This window comes from candidate division KSB1 bacterium, assembly GCA_024655945.1.
Lineage (GTDB): Bacteria > Zhuqueibacterota > Zhuqueibacteria > JANLFK01 > Oleimicrobiaceae > Oleimicrobium.
Genome location: JANLFK010000001.1, coordinates 274,225 through 288,982, shown reverse-complemented (window position 1 = coordinate 288,982; position 14,758 = coordinate 274,225). Strand labels below are relative to the sequence as shown.

Sequence of the window (14,758 nt, the reverse complement as noted above, 5' to 3'; positions counted from 1 at the left end):
GATGTCCTATTCCACGACATATCAGCTGCACCCACGCTCTGGGCGCGGTGACGCTATCTGGGCCCTGCTTGCGGGAATGGCTGCCGGGACGGCTGCCCTGCTATCGCTCGGGCTGGAGGCCAAGTGGGCCGTGTTTGCCATCTTGGGCCTTGGGCTCCCGTTCGTGGGCGCACTCAGTGGTGACCTTCGCCGGTTCCTGTTGGCCTTGATGCTTTTCACCATACCGCTGAACGCGGACGTGCACCTCTTCTACAGGCCAGAAGCGGCAGGCACGCGCGGCTTAGTGATTGCCTTCCCGGACCTCTGTCTTTTGGTCCTTGTGGCGGTATGGCTCATCGAAGTGGCCAGCGGCCTGTGGCAGCAGCCGATCCGGTGGGTGCCAAAAGTCACCGTGCCTTACCTGGCGCTTCTCACCATGGCAGCCTTTTCTGCTCTATGGGCGCCAAAGCCACTGCTCACCCTGTTTGACGTCTGGCAGATGAGCAAGGTGCTGGTGCTGTTCCACTACCTGGTCAACACTGTCCGCGACCGCGACGAGGTAGAATTCGTCGTGAAGCTCCTGCTGATCGGTGCAGCCCTCCAAGGGGTGGTGGTGCTCCTGCAGAACACCACGGGTTTGAGCTTAGGATTCTTTGGCCAGGAGACACGAGCCGAGCTTTTTCGCCCAGAGGTAGAAGCCTCGTTAGTGAAGAGGCCTGGTGGCACGGTGGGACACGCTAACACCCTGGGCCGCTACTTTGTGCTATTGCTTCCCACCGGCATCTTTCTTGTGTTGCGCGGTGAGAGGAAACGAGTCCTCTGCATGGTCACCACCGGCTTGGGCTTGTTGGGGATGATCCTGACGCTCTCGCGCAGTGCCTGGATCGGATTGGCCTTTGCTCTGGTCATCGCCTGGGTCGTGCAGAGGCGTCGCAAAGCGGTGCCGCGGCCAAGAAAGACTTTCGGGCTTGTCGCAGTGCTGGTGATACTGGGCGTGGCCTTCGGCCCGATGGTCTATCGTCGCATGGTCTCCCCGGACTTTGGTGCCACCATGTCGCGTTTGACCACTGCCAAGGTGTCCTTGCGGGTTATCCGGGACCATCCGTTTCTCGGAGTGGGCATGAACAACTACAAGGAGGTCTTGGACACCTATTTCGATCCGAGCGACCCGTTCACGCGCGTGGCACCGGTGCACAACCTCTACTTGCTGTATGCAGGTGAGCTGGGTTTGGTGGGCCTGGCGCTCTTTGTGTGGTTGATGTTGAGCGTCCTGCGCCTTATGCTGCCTGGCCTGCGGGCGCGCGATCCCCTTTGCGCAGCCACGGCCGTAGGCCTGTTCGCAGGATTCGCCGCGATGTTGGTTATGGCTACCAGCGATTATGCTTACAAGCAGTCGCTTGCCTTGATGAACACGATGTGGGTCGTAGCAGCCTTAGGGCTGGTGGTGGCGAGGTTAGCTCAGGCACAGGCTGAGGTGCAGCGCGCCGCCAAAGAGGTGGACGAACCTTTGCCGATGAGCATCTCGCGCCAGCTTCTGGCTTTGGCGCAAGAATGAGAGTATGAACACAGTACGCCGCATTGCTCAGAATACTGTGGCCCGTTCGGTGGCCGAGCTGCTCAACCGCCTGGGTTCGGCGCTCTTCTGGGTGCTGGTGACCCGCGCCCATGGAGCAAAAGGGCTGGGCATCATGGCCACGGCGGTATCGCTCTGCTCGGTGTTTTCCATGCTGGCCACGTTGGGCCTGGGGAGTTGGGTGATCAGGGAAGTGTCGAAGGATGAGAAAAGGAGCGGCGAGCTTCTGGTGGCTGGATTGCTGCTGGGAGCGGTTGGCACCCTGGTCGCCATGGCAGGGATGGTCGGGTTCATTCGGGTGATGGGCTACGAGGCGCAGGTTAGCCAGGCCTGCTACTTGATGGCCCTGTCGCTGCTCCCGATGAGCCTTTTCTACTGGCTCCGGGCAGTGCTCTGTGGGCTGCAAGAGATGCGCTTCCCTGCCTTTGGGCGCGCCGTGGAGAACGTCACGAAAGTGGTCGGGGGCATCGTGCTCATCGGACAGGGGGTAGGAATCTTGACATTGGTCCTTTTGGTCGTGGCAAGCCGCCTTGCCGGTGCCGTGGCACTGGCGCTCGTGACCTTCGGGCGCATGCGCCTCGGCACATTGCGACCCAATTGGGGCCTGATGAAGGCGATGGTCAAGGAGACGCCGGTGTTCTTTGGCACCACGCTATTCAATAGCCTGTTTTGGTCTGTGCCTGTCATGCTGTTGCCCAAGATCAGCGGGGTGGAAGAGGCCGGGCTGTTCAGCGCTGCCTACAAGGTGGTCGACGTGCTGTTGCTCGTATCCTCGGCCTTCGCGCTGGCCACGTTTCCGGTGATGGCGCGCATGTCGCGTCTTTCCGAGCAGATGTTTCGTGATGTGTGCCTCAAGTCCTTGAAGCTCGTGGTCTTTTTCACTCTCGCGTTGGCGGCTGGTGGTACCGTGCTGGCGGACAAGATCGTCCTGCTTCTCTACGGCAGGGGGATGTTGTTAGCAGCACCAGGTCTACAGGTGCTCATTTGGAGCCTATTGAGCTTTGGGATGACGCAGATAATGGCCTATGCCCTCATCGTGCGCAATCAGCAAAGGCTCGACATGCTGGCCAACGCGGTGGCCTTCGTAGCGGTGTTGGTGCTCAATCTGTGGCTCACCCCCCGGGCCGGTGCATTTGGTGCGACGCTGGCAACCCTGCTTGCGACGGTGGTGTTTGCCGCCACCGAGCTCTTCTTTGTCGATCGCAGACTCTTCTGGTTGCCGCTTGGCCGCTCGGCGCTCAAGCCCTTCATCGCGGCGCTGGCGATGGTCGTGGTGGTGGTGCTGTGCCACAACGCTTTTCTTGCCCTGCAGATTCTGGTCGGCGCTGCCGTGTATGTGCTGTTGTTGGTGTTGACCGGTGCAGTGACGCGCGGCGACCGCAAGCTCCTGCAGCAGTTGCGCACCATATGACAGCGAGGAACGCTATGGCAGAGGAGCTGGAAATCTCAGTAGTGGTTCCCACTTTCAACCAGGCCCACACTCTCCGGAGGGTGCTGGCGGCCCTTGCTGGACAGATGGGGCCTGGCAGGGAGGTGCTGGTGGTGGATGACGGTTCGCAAGACCAGACCGAAGAGTTTGTTTCTGCCCTCCTGCGCAAGGGAGAACTGCCCGGGAGGTACATTTGCCAGGAGAACAAGGGGGCGGCCGCCACGCGCAACGCCGGTTTGTCGCACGCGCGCGGACAGGTGGTGATCTTCCTCGACGGCGACGTTATCCCGGCTCCCGGTCTGGTGGCGGCTCACCAGCAGTTTCATCGGGAGCACCCATGCCTGGCCCACCTTGCTCTGGGCGTAGTGGAGATGGCAGCGGAGTTGGCTCATACCGGACAGGTGCGGCAACATGAAACCAGGCTCCCGTTCAGTTGCCAAGCGCCGATCGCAATACCTTGGCACTACGCGCGTGGGAGTAACTTCTCGGCAAAGAGGGAATTCCTAATGCATGCCTGTGGCTTTGACACCGGCATGCGCTCCGCTGCTGAGGACACCGAGCTTGCATTTAGGCTACGGCAGCGGGGGGCGCGCCTCTTCTTCCTGCCGCAGGCGGTAGCCATCCATTACCATCCGATGGCCGATGAGGCAAGCTACCTGCGCAAGGCGTCCGGCTATGGCGCGTCCCTGGCCCGCTGGTACGGGCACGCGCCGGAAGCGCGCACGTTCATCACCGCCCACTATGGCCTGCAGACGCCGTACAGTTCAACCAAGGCGACGCTGCGGCATCTGCTCCATGCGGCGGTCTTCAACGGGCTGACCGAGTCCATGTGGCTGCGGCTGGCGCGCCTTGCGGTCAGCCACTGGCACCGAGGGGCGGACCTGCTCCGTCGCCAGGTGTACAAAGCGCGGTATCGACGGGTCTTTGCTCAATGCCTGCAGGCAAACAGTGCGGGCCCGGCAGCAAGCGCTGCGCGCCAGGGGCACGGGATACTGCGCGTCGTAAGCTGTGTGCAGATGAGGTCGCTATGTCGAGTGCAATCGTAAGACAACCCAAGAGGGATTCTCTCCGGGTGCTGATGGTCAACTGGATCTACACCCCGGAGTACGGCGGGGGCGCCCAGCAATGCCAGCTCCTGGTGAGGCATCTCAGGCAGAAAGGCGTGGACGTTGAGGTGGTGGCGCGCACCAGGCAGAAGGCTCTCCTGGGCCAGACTGTGGTGGAGGGCGTGAAGGTGACGCGCGTGCCCGATGCCAACGGGCACCTGGCGTCCAGAATGCGCACCGCGGTCGCACTGGTCGCGGAACTGACGCGACGCTGCCGGTGGGCCGATGTGGTGCACACGCACGGCTTCATGCCTGAGGTGACAGCAGCCGCGCGCATAGCCAGGCAGAGGCTCGTGCAGAAGGTCACCCTGGTGGGACTTGACGACGCCGCCTCTCTGCAAAAGCGGAAATCGGGCGCGGTGGCAGCGTGGATTGCGCGGATGGCCGACGCGGTGGTGGGGCCGTCGCAAGCGGCAATCGTCTCCTCACGGGCAGGCGGCATCCCGGCCCACCGCTTATGGTCAATCCCCAACGGCGTCGATCTGGAGCGTTTCCGGCCTGCATCGGGGCCAGAAAAGAGGGCCATGCGAGAGAGCCTGGGACTGGACAGGCGAGCCTTTCTTGTCGTTTTCGTCGGGGGGCTGGAGCGCCGCAAGGGCTTGGATGTGGCAATCCGCGCTGTGGCTTCGGCGCGCCGCGAGGGCGTGCGGTCGATGCAACTGTTGGTGCTGGGCGTGCTCGCCGAGAGCTTGGGCAAATGTCCCTTCGGCAAAGAACTTTCAGCTATTGTGGCGCAGCATCAGCTCGATTCGGTGGTGAACTTCTTGGGCGTGAAGGAGAACGTGCAGGACTACCTGCGCTGTGCAGATGCGTTTGTGCTCCCCAGCCAGGCCGAGGGGCAACCCAACGCCCTCCTGGAAGCAATGGCATGTGGCCTCGCTTGCGTTGCCCGCACGCTGCCAGGGGTTACCGACGAATTGCTCCTCCCTGGCAGGCGGGGATACTTGGTGGACGATGGTGGAGCGGCTGGCTTTGCCCGAGCCCTGGTAGAACTGGCCGAGGCGAAAGAGCTCCGCGCGGCCCTTGGCGCACAAGCACGGGCGTACGTGGAGCGTCGCCATGACATCCGCCACGTCGCAGAGGCCTATCGCATGCTCTACCGCATACTTGTGGAATCATGACAGTGACAGTTTCGGACATAGCGGGTCGATTGATCGGCCAAGAGCCGTGGCGCTTATTGCGGCGCACCACGGTTGTTTTTCTGGTGGCGCTGCTGGTGAGGATCGCCTACGTGCTGGTGTGCGACGGCTCGTACGCCCTGGACGTCGGCGACCAAGCCGCCTATGACCGCATAGCGCGCGAATGGGTGGCAGGCGGGCAGTTCATGCCCGGCAGTTCCTATCGACCGCCGGCCTATCCGGCGTTCGTGGCGGCCATCTACTGGGCCTTTGGACCGCACCGGGTGGCGGTGGAGCTCGCGCAGGCACTGATCGGAGCCCTGACCGCAGCCTTGGTCATGATGCTGGCGCGGCACCTCTTTTCGCCGCAAGCAGCCGTTGTGGCCGGATGGACGGTGGCACTGCTGCCGGTGCTGGTCCATTTCAGCGCGCAGCTCATGGCCGAGACCGTTTTCACTGCCTTGCTGGTGGCCGTGCTGGTGATCGTCGCGCGGAAGAACACCAGCGGCGCCGATCGGGCGGTAGCCTGGGCAGGGTTGCTGCTCGGCGTGGCGGCATTGATGCGGCCCCATGTGTTACTCTTGCCCGTGGCCTTGGCCTTCTGGTGGCGATGGGGCTGCCGGTTGCCAACCGTGGCTTCTATCAAGAAGACGGTGCTCTGTCTTGCGGTTGCCATGGTCGCCATTTTGCCCTGGTCGATCCGTAACCTCCACGTGCAGGGGAGCTTTGTGCCTGTGTCCACAAACGGCGGGGTGAATCTTTGGATAGGCAATAACGAGCGTGCCACAGGAGATTGGCTCAAGCCGGGCGATTATTGGTCCCCTTCGGGAAGCAGCGAAGTGGAGGTGGACAGGCAATACTACCGGGCGGCTGTGCAGTTCATGCTGGCCCATCCGGGGCGCACCGTGTGCCTGGCGGCGCGAAAGTTGGTCATCTTCTGGTCGCCCTATCCCCATGCCAGTGACCGAGCTCCCTCCGCGCTTCTCATGCCGCTGGTGCTCGTGGGTGTGGCAACCACCCTGCGGCGTCGGCGGACGTGGATTCTGCTGGCCACAATTGTCTACTTCACCTTGGTCAGCTGTGTGTTTTTCGCCAACCAACGCTTCCACGTGCCGCTGCTGCCGGTGCTGGCGGTCTACGCCGGGGCCGGAGGGGAAATCGTGTGGGCGTGGTTGGCAAGGAAGCGGGCAGGTCGAGGGTAAGGTCATGAGCAACAAGCCTGACAAGGTCCTGTTCGTGAGCCTCTTCCCCCCGCGTGTGGGTGGCCTGCCGCTGCAGAGCGCCACGCTTGCCCGACGCCTGGAGCAAGAGGGGGTGCCCGTCGTGCGGGTGAACGCCCACTATGCGGCACCGAGCAGGGGTGTTTGCGGCAAGGTGTGGAAGGGCCTGCGGCAAGTGCTGGCTCTGATTGCCGCGTGCAGGTCCCGCGTGCGAGAAGTTGACCGGGTCCTGGTGGCCGGGTGCTCGTGGTGGGGCTTCATGCCGGTGGCGGTGGCGATCCTGGTCGCCCAGCGGCATAGAAAGCCGGTGAGCGTGCTCTACCACGGGGGGGCCGCGCCCCAGTTCCTCCGCCTGCATCACTGGTGGGTGCAGCCGCTGTTACGACGCGCCGATATGGTGGCCGTGACTTCCCGATGGCTGCAGGGAGTCTTTCGAAACTATGGCATCGAGACTGTCGTGGTGCCTCCAATCATTGAGTGCGTGCCTGTGCGTGCGAGCCGTGCCAATGGCCGCGGGCCGACGCTGCTCAGCAATCGCTACCTGGAGCCACTCTACGACGTGTCCACCATCCTGGAGGCTTTCTCGGTAGTGCAGGCAGCCTCCCCCAGGGCGAAGCTCGTCGTCGCCGGTTTTGGGAGCCAGCAGGACGCGCTGCAGCACTTTGCCACACGCCGAGGCTTGAACGTGACCTTTGTCGGCCATGTGACGAACGAAGCCATGGCCCAGCTCTTGGCTGAGGCGGACCTGTACATTAGCGCGGCGCGGGTGGACAATCTGCCCACCTCGGTGCTCGAGGCCATGCATGCCGGCGCCATGGTAATCGCCACTCCGGTGGGAGAACTGCCGCACCTCATGGTGCACGGCAGGCATGGGCTTTTTTTCGAGCCAGGGAGCCCAGAATCCCTGGCCAAAACGGTACTCTATGCCTTGGCCAACGAAGACCTGTGTCGGCGCTGTCGCCGACAGGCGCGCCAGTTGGCCACCTCGCTCACCTGGGACCGCGTGCGACCCTACTACCTGAACCTGCTTGGCGAACGCCGCAGTGCCCCAGGGCAGACGGGAATTGATGGTGTGGAGGTGCTTCAGTGACGAGGTGAGATGGGAGTGAGGCAGATGTTTGACGTGGTGACCATTGTCAAAGGCGGCATCTACGTGCTGACCAAGCGCTATTCGGGCCGGTTTGGCCAATACTGGCGACAAATCATGGAGAGCCAGTGGTACGACGAAGAACGCCTGCGGCAGCTGCAAGACCAGGCTCTTCGGCAACTGGTGGCCTATTGCGACGCGCACGTGCCGTACTACGCCGAGCTGTTCCGCGAGATAGGACTGTGCCCGGAAGATGTGCGCACGGTGGATGACCTGCGCATGATCCCTCTTTTGGAAAAGGACACCCTTCGTGCCCAGGGCGAGCTGTTTGTGTCGCGCACCAAGAAGCGCTGGCTGCTGCGCAAGGCGCACACCAGCGGCACCACCGGCAAGCCCTTGACCGTGTATCGTGACCTGGACAATGTGGTCTACGAGTACGCCACCTTGCAGAGGCAATGGCTGTGGGGGGGACTGCGGCACAACGACCGGTTGGCCACGCTGAAAGGCGAAAAGAGGGTGCCAGCAGACCGCAACAAGCCACCCTTCTGGCGCTCCAGTCCCTCGGAAAGGAAGTTAGTGATGTCCTCCTACCACTTGTCCAGGCGCAACGCAGAGGCCTACATCGCCGCGCTGCGCAGGTTCAAGCCGGTGGGCCTGGAAGGGTACCCGTCATCGGTCTATGCCCTCGCCCGCTTCATGGCGGAACAAGGGCTCACCATTCCGCTCAAGGCAGTGTTCACCACTTCGGAGACGCTCGAACCTCGTCAGCGAGAGCTCATCGAAGAAGTGTTTGGCTGCAAAGTGTTCGACTACTACGGGCAAGCAGAGCGAGTGGTGGCCATCCATACCTGTGAGCACGGCAGCTACCACGTGCTGCCCGAATACGGCATCGCTGAGTTTCTGCCGGTCCCGGGGGTGGATCAGCGCGACGTTTACGAGCTCGTGGGCACTGGCCTGCACAACCTTGCCATGCCGCTGCTCAGGTACCGCATAGGGGACACGGTGGAGCTTTCGCGGGAAAAGTGCCCCTGCGGGCGCGCCTACCCCACGGCTAAGGCCATCGTCGGTCGGCGCGACAACTACCTGGTGACGCCCAGCGGAGCCCTCATCGGCCGCCTGGACCATGTGTTCAAGGGGGCGCGGCACATCGTAGAAGCGCAAATGGTTCAGGAGGTGGTCGATAGGGTGGAGGTTCGCATCGTGCCCGACAGCAGGTTCGACAGCAGCGACGCAGAATTCGTCCGCCGCAAGCTGCAGGAGCGTGTGGGTTCGCGCATGCAGGTGACCATCAAGGTCGTTGACCGCATCCCCCGCAGCAAGACGGGCAAGTTCCGCGCGGTCGTGTCAAAGGTGCGCAGTTGAGTGCGCTTGCAAGCGACGAGGACGTGAGGAGGTGTGGCTATGCGCATCAGCGTGTTCGGCTTGGGCTATGTGGGGTGTGTCTCCGCCGGGTGCCTTGCTGAAGATGGACACACGGTCATCGGCGTCGACAAGAATCAATTGAAGGTTGACCTGGTTAATGCCGGGCGCTCTCCGATCATCGAGAAGGACATCGAGGCCATCATCGCCAAGGCCGTGGCCGCAGGAAAACTGCGGGCTACTCAGGACGCTACGGAGGCGGTCGCGAACTCGGATGTCTCCTTTGTGTGTGTGGGCACGCCCAGCAACGGCAACGGCAGTCTCGACTTCAAGCACATTGGCCGCGTCTGCACCGAAATTGGGGGAGCCCTTCGCCACAAGGAGGGTTACCACGTGGTCGCCATCCGGAGCACCATCTTGCCCGGCATTGCGCGTCGCGTGGCATTGCCAGCACTGGTCGCCGCCTCAGGCAAGGAGCCGGGCAGAGATGTCGGCTTCTGCGTCAACCCGGAGTTTTTGCGCGAAGGGACCGCGGTGGACGACTTCCGCCATCCGCCCAAGACGGTGATTGGCGAGTATGACGAGCGCAGCGGCGAGCCGCTCGTGGCCCTCTACCAGCACCTGCCAGCGCCCCTCTTCCGCGTGGACATCGATACGGCATCGATGGTCAAGTATGCGGACAACGCCTTCCATGCGGTCAAGATTGCCTTTGCCAACGAGATCGGACGCCTGTGCAAGCGGCTCGGCCTGGACAGCCGCCAGGTGATGGCGATCTTTGTCCAGGACACAAAGCTGAACATCTCGCCTTACTATCTTCGTCCAGGTTTTGCCTTTGGCGGCTCTTGCTTGCCCAAAGACCTGCGCGCCATCACCTATCGCGCCAAGGAGTTGGACGTGGAGGTGCCTCTGCTGGGGGCGGCCATGGAGAGCAACCGGCGGCACATCGAGCACGCCATCGACGAGATCCGCCGCACTGGCAAACGGCGCATCGGCTTTCTGGGCATGAGCTTCAAGGCCGGCACCGACGACCTGCGCGAGAGCCCCCTGGTGACCACCATCGAGTACCTGATTGGCAAAGGGTACGACGTGGCGATTTTTGACCGAAACGTCTCCTTGGCAACCTTGGTGGGCTCCAACAAGGAGTACATCGAGCGCGAGATTCCGCACATCGCCCGCCTGTTGCGGTCGAGCCCAGAGGAGGTAGTGGCCGAGTCGGAGGTCATCGTGGTCGGCAACGAATCCGAAGAGCATCGGCGCGCCCTGCGTTCTGCAGACGCGTCCCATACGGTAATCGACCTGGCTGGTCTGGTGGTGAACGGTGAACTCAAGGACTGCAGCTATGAAGGGATCTGCTGGTAGGTGCGTGCTGATCATCGTGCAGAACCTGCCCGTGCCCTTTGATCGCCGGGTATGGCTGGAAGCGACTACGCTCACCAAGCACGGGTACAAGGTCAGCGTGATTTCCCCTCGCGACCGAGGAGAGGCGACCTACACCGTGCTGCAGGGGGTGGCCTTGTATCGCTATTGGGTTCCCGGCAATGCCCGGGGCGTGCTGGGCTATGCGTTTGAATTCGTCTATTGCTGGTTGGCCACGGCGCTCCTCTCGCTAGTAGTGGCGGTGCGCGAAGGGTTCGATATCATCCAGGCCTGCAACCCGCCAGACACCTATTTCGCGCTAGCGGCATTGTACAAGCTGGCGGGGAAGAAGTTCGTCTTTGACCACCACGACCTCTCGCCGGAGATGTACCTGGCCAAGTTTCCGGACAGCAGGGGCGCCTTCTATCGTGCCCTGCTGTTCCTGGAAAGAATGACCTTCAGAACGGCCGATCTTGTGCTGGCCACGAACGAATCGCACAAAGAGATTGCCCTGCTGCGCGGCGGCGTTCCTCAGGAGCGCATCCACATCGTGCGCAGTGGCCCCGATTTCGCGCGGCTGCGGCAGTTGCCTGCAGAGCCGGCGCTCAAGGAGGGGAGAAAATATCTGGTCGCCTATTTGGGCGAGATGTGCCCCCAAGACGGGGTCGACTACCTGTTGCGCGCGGTCAAGGTGCTACGGGATGAGCTGGGGATGGCTGACGTCCTCGTGGTGCTCATCGGCGGCGGGCCGGCGCTGCCTGCGCTCCGCGCCTACGCCGACTCCTTGGGTCTGGACGGCACAGTGAAATTCACCGGAAGGGTGTCGGATCACGACTTGTGCCGCTACCTTTCCACCGCCGATCTTTGCGTGGATCCAGACCCAAAGAGCGAGTGGGCAGACCGATCGACCATGAACAAGATTCTCGAATACATGGCATTGGGAAAGCCCATAGTGGCTTTCGATTTAAAGGAGCACCGCCGTTCTGCCGGCCAGGCAGCCGTGTACGCTCGCCCCAACGAGGAGAGCGACCTTGCGCTGCAGATCAAACGCGTCCTGTTGGACGAGCCCCTGCGTGCGCGCATGGGAAGGATCGGCCGGCAACGAGTGATGGAACAGCTCTCCTGGGAGCATACCAGCGTCAGCCTGGTGAGAGCATACGAGTGGCTTTCTCTCAGGCGCGCCGCGAAGACCGCGCACCTGGCGATTGGCCATCTCGCCAAGCTGGGTGCCGAAGGTACGGGTGCGTGAGCGAGTTGGAGTGAGGTGAGGAAGATGACGTATGCAATGGCAAGAGGGACCCTCGCAGCGGCTATGATGGGGCTTCTCTTGGTGGCGTGCACCAAGGACCCTGTTTCGCCCCAAGCCCCGGTGTGGACCCCTTGCAACTTGGGGCTCGGCAGTCTCTACGTTCAGTGCCTGGCCGTCGACCCGCATGACGACAACACCCTCTATGCGGGTACCTTTGGGGGGCTCTTCCGCAGCACCAACGGCGGACGACGCTGGGAACCCTGCGGCCAGGGGATCACCAGCAGCGACATCTCGGCGGTGGCCGTCTCGCCCCACCGCCCGGGTGTGATGCTGTGCGGCACCTGGGGCAAAGGGGTGTTCCTGAGCGAGGACGGCGGCCAGACCTGGTCTGCCAGGAGCAACGGCATCCGCAATCCGCGCATCAACGCCGTGGCGTTTGACCTGCATGACACCTCGCGCATCTACGCAGCCACGACCGATGCGATGTTCCTCAGCGACGACGGTGGATGTACCTGGTCGCCATGTTTCCCCTATGGCAATGTGCGGAGTGTCGCCGTGCACCCCCAGATAGCCCAGGTGCTCTACGTCGGTGTGGAATACCACGGCGTGCTGAGGTCTGATGATGGCGGAATCACCTGGCAGGCGAAGAACAGCGGGCTGCACAGAACCGAGGGTTCCTACGATGCCCCCTGGCACATTGTCTTCGACCCGGCGGATCCAGCGGTGATATACGCTCCCACCGGCGTTGTGGATCTGCACAAGAGCGAAGACGGGGGCGAAACCTGGAAGCTGATGAGCGAAGGCCTCGACTGGCGTCGTGTGCGGCAGGTGGCCATTGACAGGGGCAATCGCCTGCGGCTGTATGCGGCCACCGACCGCGGCGCCACGCAGAGCAACGACGGCGGGCAAACGTGGACGACGATGAGTGACGGATTGACCCACAGCAACGTGCGTGCAATGGTGGCAACTGCGCCTGCTATCTATGCGGGAACCTATGGCGGAGGTGTGTTCCGGTATGCCACGAACCGTTAGACAACTGCTGGCAGACCGCGTTTTTGTCGTTATCTCCTTGCTGGCCCTGGCGGCTCGCCTGCTCTTCGTGGCGAGTCTGGAGAACAGGCTCTACTGGCCGATAGACGAGAATGCCTACGACCATCTGGCCCGCTCATTGGTGGCCGGCAACGGTTACGTGGACGAGCAGGGACGCGCCACTGCATATCGGCCAGTTGGCTATCCGGCCTTCTTGGCACTCATCTACCTACTCTTTGGCCGGAGTTTGGCGGCAGTGCGCATAGTGCAATCAGTTTTGACCACCGCGTTGGTGGGCGTGGTCTACCTGCTCGCGTTGCGCTTGTTTGATCGGCGAGTGGCGCGCATCGCAGCCGGCATCTGTGCGCTGTATCCTTACTTCGTTTATGTGGCAGGGGTGTTGTACTCGGAGGCCCTTTGCGTGTTCCTTTTGGCCTATGCCGTGTACCGTTTCATTCGCGCCTGCGATGAGCCAAGAACCCTGCGCTTCGTGGGCCTTGGTACGTTGCTGGGGGCGCTGTTGCTGATCAGGCCGAATCTTCTGGCGGCGCTGCCCTTCTTTGTGGCGTGGTATTGCTGGGTGCCGGGCGTTCGCCGACGCATGCTGGCCTGGATGGCCGCGCTCTCTCTGCTGGTCGCAATTGCCACTATTGCACCATGGGTCGCCAGAAACTACGTGCGCCTGGGCGCATTCACTCTGACTACCAACGGGGGGCGCAACTTCTGGCTTGGCAATAACCCGGCGGCGACGGCAGATACAGGGAACGAAGTGGCCTTGCCCCCTGACTTGGCCCAAAGGTTAGACCAGGCCAGTTCCGAGGTGGAGCGGGACCGCATCTACTACGCCACCGGCTTGGCTTTCATTCGCCAGCAGCCCGTTCGCTTTCTCCGTTTGGCCGCCAGCAAGGCGGTGGCGTTTTGGCGCCTCTACCCGGTGCCCTCAACCGGCTTCAAGCAGAACGAAAGGCTGTCCAAAGTGGCGAGCATCGTGACCTTCGGTCCGCTGCTCGGCTTGGCCATACTGGGGTTGATCGCCTCGTGGCGAAGGAGTCCCCGAGAGAACCTTGCGTTCCTTTGCCTTTTCATCGGCTTTGATGTGGCGCACGCGCTGTACATTGCCATCGTGCGGCTGCGGCTGCCGCTTGATGTGTTCCTCATGCCCTTTGCCGGCTTCGGGGTCGTCTGGCTTGTGCAACGGTGGCGGGCAGCAGGCGGCACGAAGCCTGGAGCCGAACAGGTCAAATCTGCGGAGGTGAAATGGGAGGCTACAGCTTACCGGCGGTAGCCGGCACACAGCCGCGCGCGCGGTCGTGGCGCAGGGAAACCATTGGCGCATTGCTGGTGGCAATCAGGCCCAGGCAGTGGACAAAGAACCTGTTGCTCTTTGCCGGCGTCATGTTCTCGTTGAACCTTGGCTCCGCCCCGTTGGTGATGAGGGCCTGTCTGGCATTTGCGGTATTCTGCCTTCTTTCGAGTTCTGTGTATCTGGTCAACGACGTAATCGATGCCGAACAGGACCGGCAGCACCCTCTCAAGCGCATGCGCCCGGTAGCCAGTGGCGTGCTCAGGCCTGTCTTCGCCCTCAGCGTCGCCGGCATGTTGGCAGTTGTCGGCATCTTCGGCGCCGTCTGCCTGAATGCACAATTCGCCGCACTTGCCGTGGGCTACTACGTCCTGATGGTCATCTACTCCATGTGGCTGAAGCGAGTGGCGCCTCTTGACACGCTAATCATCGCCATCGGGTTTGTGCTGCGCGCGGTGGCTGGAGCCGTGGTGGTCGACGTGGCGATCTCGCAGTGGCTGGTGGTGTGCACCACCTTCTTGGCCCTCTTTGTCGCCCTTTGCAAACGTCGCCACGAGCTGACCGCCCTGGGCAGCGTTGCCACCGCGCATCGTCGGGCTCTGATTGCCTACAGCCCGGTGCTTCTTGACCAATTTATCATCTTGGCGGCAACCTCGGCGGTGATGAGCTACACGCTGTACACGCTGTCGCCGCACACTTTGGCTGAGTTTGGGACGCCCAACTTGGTCTACACTGTCCCACTGGTGGTCTTTGGCATTTTTCGCTACCTGTACCTGGTGCATCACGAAAATGGGGGCGGCAATCCGGAGGTGCTCCTCTTTGCGGATGTGCCCTTGCTGGCGGCTATCATCCTTTGGGCATTGATGGCCGCAACGATAATCTACTGGGTCTGAATTTGGCGTGGGGGCAGAGGCGTGGCTCCAACGGTACCTTGCCAGGCGCAAGATGGA

12 protein-coding genes are annotated in these 14,758 nt (G+C 62.3%); all 12 read left to right on the top strand.

All coding sequences use genetic code 11. The features are described 5' to 3' along the window. Window position 1 precedes the first annotated feature (1 nt). From NUW13_01255 to NUW13_01200, 12 genes are read left to right on the top strand one after another with little or no spacing between them, the layout of a single operon-like run. Entirely contained in the window at window positions 2-1,534 is a 1,533-nt protein-coding gene (locus NUW13_01255) for an O-antigen ligase family protein (GenBank protein MCR4437655.1), read from the top strand. A gap of 4 nt (window positions 1,535-1,538) precedes the next feature. After that, window positions 1,539-2,963, top strand: a complete 1,425-nt coding sequence (locus NUW13_01250) for a flippase (protein MCR4437654.1) — start codon at window positions 1,539-1,541, stop codon at window positions 2,961-2,963. A gap of 14 nt (window positions 2,964-2,977) precedes the next feature. Continuing rightward, window positions 2,978-4,027, top strand: coding sequence for a glycosyltransferase family 2 protein (locus tag NUW13_01245; protein MCR4437653.1), 1,050 nt, complete (start codon window positions 2,978-2,980; stop codon window positions 4,025-4,027). After that, a complete protein-coding gene (locus NUW13_01240) occupies window positions 4,009-5,208 on the top strand; it encodes a glycosyltransferase family 4 protein (GenBank protein ID MCR4437652.1) in 1,200 nt (399 codons plus the stop codon). Before NUW13_01245 ends, NUW13_01240 begins: the two co-directional genes overlap by 19 nt. Next, window positions 5,205-6,407, top strand: a complete 1,203-nt coding sequence (locus NUW13_01235) for a glycosyltransferase family 39 protein (GenBank protein ID MCR4437651.1) — start codon at window positions 5,205-5,207, stop codon at window positions 6,405-6,407. Before NUW13_01240 ends, NUW13_01235 begins: the two co-directional genes overlap by 4 nt. Before the next feature lie 4 nt (window positions 6,408-6,411). After that, the gene (locus NUW13_01230; protein MCR4437650.1) at window positions 6,412-7,515 is read left to right on the top strand and encodes a glycosyltransferase family 4 protein; all 1,104 of its coding nucleotides are present in this window, start codon (window positions 6,412-6,414) and stop codon (window positions 7,513-7,515) included. A 9-nt stretch (window positions 7,516-7,524) separates the two neighbouring features. Beyond that, window positions 7,525-8,874 carry a hypothetical protein gene (locus tag NUW13_01225; GenBank protein MCR4437649.1) on the top strand — a complete coding sequence of 450 codons (1,350 nt, stop codon included), beginning with the start codon at window positions 7,525-7,527 and terminating at the stop codon, window positions 8,872-8,874. Window positions 8,875-8,913: 39 nt separating this feature from the next. After that, window positions 8,914-10,230: a nucleotide sugar dehydrogenase gene (locus NUW13_01220; protein ID MCR4437648.1), complete on the top strand. Its 1,317-nt coding sequence runs from the start codon at window positions 8,914-8,916 to the stop codon at window positions 10,228-10,230. Continuing rightward, window positions 10,211-11,476: a glycosyltransferase family 4 protein gene (locus tag NUW13_01215; GenBank protein MCR4437647.1), complete on the top strand. Its 1,266-nt coding sequence runs from the start codon at window positions 10,211-10,213 to the stop codon at window positions 11,474-11,476. Before NUW13_01220 ends, NUW13_01215 begins: the two co-directional genes overlap by 20 nt. A gap of 36 nt (window positions 11,477-11,512) precedes the next feature. Then, window positions 11,513-12,508: a hypothetical protein gene (locus tag NUW13_01210; protein MCR4437646.1), complete on the top strand. Its 996-nt coding sequence runs from the start codon at window positions 11,513-11,515 to the stop codon at window positions 12,506-12,508. Then, entirely contained in the window at window positions 12,492-13,790 is a 1,299-nt protein-coding gene (locus NUW13_01205) for a glycosyltransferase family 39 protein (protein ID MCR4437645.1), read from the top strand. Before NUW13_01210 ends, NUW13_01205 begins: the two co-directional genes overlap by 17 nt. Then, on the top strand, window positions 13,763-14,701 hold the full coding sequence (locus tag NUW13_01200) for a decaprenyl-phosphate phosphoribosyltransferase (protein ID MCR4437644.1): 939 nt from the start codon (window positions 13,763-13,765) through the stop codon (window positions 14,699-14,701). The genes NUW13_01205 and NUW13_01200 overlap by 28 nt, the downstream gene beginning before the upstream one ends. The last annotated feature ends 57 nt before the right edge of the window (window positions 14,702-14,758 follow it).

Bases quoted from the DNA above. Each gene is read 5' to 3' on its own strand.
- NUW13_01210 (MCR4437646.1), top strand. From the start codon at position 11,513: ATGGCAAGAGGGACCCTCGCAGCGGCTATGATGGGGCTTCTCTTGGTG.
- NUW13_01250 (MCR4437654.1), top strand. From the start codon at position 1,539: ATGAACACAGTACGCCGCATTGCTCAGAATACTGTGGCCCGTTCGGTG.
- NUW13_01215 (MCR4437647.1), top strand. From the start codon at position 10,211: ATGAAGGGATCTGCTGGTAGGTGCGTGCTGATCATCGTGCAGAACCTG.
- NUW13_01220 (MCR4437648.1), top strand. From the start codon at position 8,914: ATGCGCATCAGCGTGTTCGGCTTGGGCTATGTGGGGTGTGTCTCCGCC.
- NUW13_01255 (MCR4437655.1), top strand. From the start codon at position 2: ATGTCCTATTCCACGACATATCAGCTGCACCCACGCTCTGGGCGCGGT.
- NUW13_01205 (MCR4437645.1), top strand. From the start codon at position 12,492: ATGCCACGAACCGTTAGACAACTGCTGGCAGACCGCGTTTTTGTCGTT.
- NUW13_01245 (MCR4437653.1), top strand. From the start codon at position 2,978: ATGGCAGAGGAGCTGGAAATCTCAGTAGTGGTTCCCACTTTCAACCAG.
- NUW13_01225 (MCR4437649.1), top strand. From the start codon at position 7,525: ATGGGAGTGAGGCAGATGTTTGACGTGGTGACCATTGTCAAAGGCGGC.
- NUW13_01230 (MCR4437650.1), top strand. From the start codon at position 6,412: ATGAGCAACAAGCCTGACAAGGTCCTGTTCGTGAGCCTCTTCCCCCCG.
- NUW13_01240 (MCR4437652.1), top strand. From the start codon at position 4,009: ATGTCGAGTGCAATCGTAAGACAACCCAAGAGGGATTCTCTCCGGGTG.
- NUW13_01235 (MCR4437651.1), top strand. From the start codon at position 5,205: ATGACAGTGACAGTTTCGGACATAGCGGGTCGATTGATCGGCCAAGAG.
- NUW13_01200 (MCR4437644.1), top strand. From the start codon at position 13,763: ATGGGAGGCTACAGCTTACCGGCGGTAGCCGGCACACAGCCGCGCGCG.